Source organism: Tepidibacillus sp. HK-1 (assembly GCF_001748485.2).
Lineage (GTDB): Bacteria > Bacillota > Bacilli > Tepidibacillales > Tepidibacillaceae > Tepidibacillus_B > Tepidibacillus_B infernus.
In genome coordinates this window covers 1-1,793 of record NZ_BDGM02000047.1, presented here as the reverse complement: position 1 = coordinate 1,793, position 1,793 = coordinate 1, and the positions used below count along the sequence as shown (strand labels likewise).

Below are 1,793 nucleotides of genomic sequence, written 5' to 3'. Positions count from 1 at the left end.
GCTAAAACTTAGATATCCAGCTCGCTTAAATCGCTCGTTAGATAGGGCTTTTGTCAAGATAGGGCTATGAGCAGTACGCCAATAGCCTTTTCTTGTATTCGCCCACATCCACGCTTGCTCCTCACTCACGCCTGCCTTCTTGAGGTTTTCAAAGCGTGTCCGGATTCGTTTCCATCGTTTCCAGGTCACCATTCGTATGCGACTTCTCAGCCACTCATCTAAACTACTGAGCAGATTCTTTGCATCCGCCAGTTTGAAGTAATTTGTCCAGCCTCGCACTACTTGATTGAGTTTGGTTCTTCGTTCTTCGATTCCCATTCCGTTGCTGCGCCCAGTAACTTCCCGGATTTTGTCCTTAAGTTTCTGAATGCTTTTGGGATGGATTCTTAACCGCCCTTCTCCTCTGTAGATGTAGAAACTATATCCCAGATACTTGACGTAATTTACATGCGATACCTTCGTTTTCTCCCTGTTAACTCTCAGGAATAACCTTCCCTCAATATATGGGAGGATGTGGTCGAGCGTTCGCTTTGCCGCTTTCTTGCTTTTGCAGAAAATCATCATGTCATCTGCATAGCGTACAAAGCGGTGTCCCCGCTTTTCCAGCTCGTGGTCGCATTCGTTGAGCATAATGTTGCCAAGTAAGGGGCTTAGAGGGCCACCCTGTGGTACCCCCTCTGGACTTTCTTCAAACATTCCGCCAATCATAACTCCTGCTTTCAGAAATTTATGGATTAGCGATATGACCCGCCCATCTTTTATCGTCTCCGACAAAATCTGAATCAGCTTGCTTTGGTTTACCGTATCGAAATACTTTTCCAAGTCCATATCGACTACGTATTTATAACCGTCTGTTATATGAGCTTGGCATCTCCGCAGGGCATCATGTGCGCTTCGCTTCGGTCGGAAGCCGTAGCTGTTGTCTGAAAACTGCTTCTCGAAAATGGGTGACAGCACTTGAGTTATCGCTTGTTGGATTAACCTGTCCACAACGGTCGGTATTCCTAGTTTTCTGGTCTTTCCGTTCTCTTTGGGTATTTCAACCCGCCGCACGGGTTTTGGACGGTATTTTCCGTCCCAGAGGGATTTCAGGAGTTCGTCCTTGTGTTCTTTCAGGAAGGGTAGAAGTTCATCCACCTGCATGCCGTCAATTCCACCTGCACCTTTATTCCTTTTCACTTGTTTATAGGCTCGATTGAGGTTTTCGGCGCTGAGGATTTTCTCCATCAGTCTCTCTGTCTGCTTGTTTGTGTTGGTGTTGTCGGTTTCGGTCATCTTTGGTGGCGCGCACACTTCTGCATACTCTCTCTGTTCCGCAGATACCCTTTGCAGATAGTCTTCCAATTGAAGTTGTCTGTGTTTTGAATTACCACTTTCAGTAACTTTCATTGACCCACACCTCCTTTGGTTCGGCCCTTCCTTCGGTGTCTAGAACACCTCTGTACTATGGCTTCTGCTGACTCCTCACGATAAATCTTGTTTCAACCGGGTTTCTTACTCTGTTTCCACCCGTCCGTGAGGCCTCCCACGGTAAGACGATTCACTTTCGTTCCATGTACCCGCAGCATCTACGCTGACGTGTCCGTGTAGCTTTAGGGCTTTGACTTGTTTAGCAGTCTTACCCCACGTTTTGCGCCTTATACTGTTCGTGTTCCTCGGGTCAGAACTTTGCCGCCGGCTTCCTTCAGATTCCACCTCACGATGGACACCCTTGCCTTAGGCTAATGGTTGGTTGCTACATACCCCCATAACGGACTTTCACCGTCTAGTTAATCGCCATGCGTGGCGCACTA

The 1,793-nt window shown here is 47.6% G+C and carries 1 protein-coding gene; it reads right to left on the bottom strand.

Features of this window, described 5'->3' with window-relative positions; genetic code table 11:
* Nucleotides 1–1,389 (bottom strand): group II intron reverse transcriptase/maturase (gene ltrA / locus BEN26_RS13765; protein ID WP_181482307.1); only part of this gene is annotated, 1,389 nt, incomplete at its 3' end.
* Nucleotides 1,390–1,793: the final 404 nt, after the last annotated feature.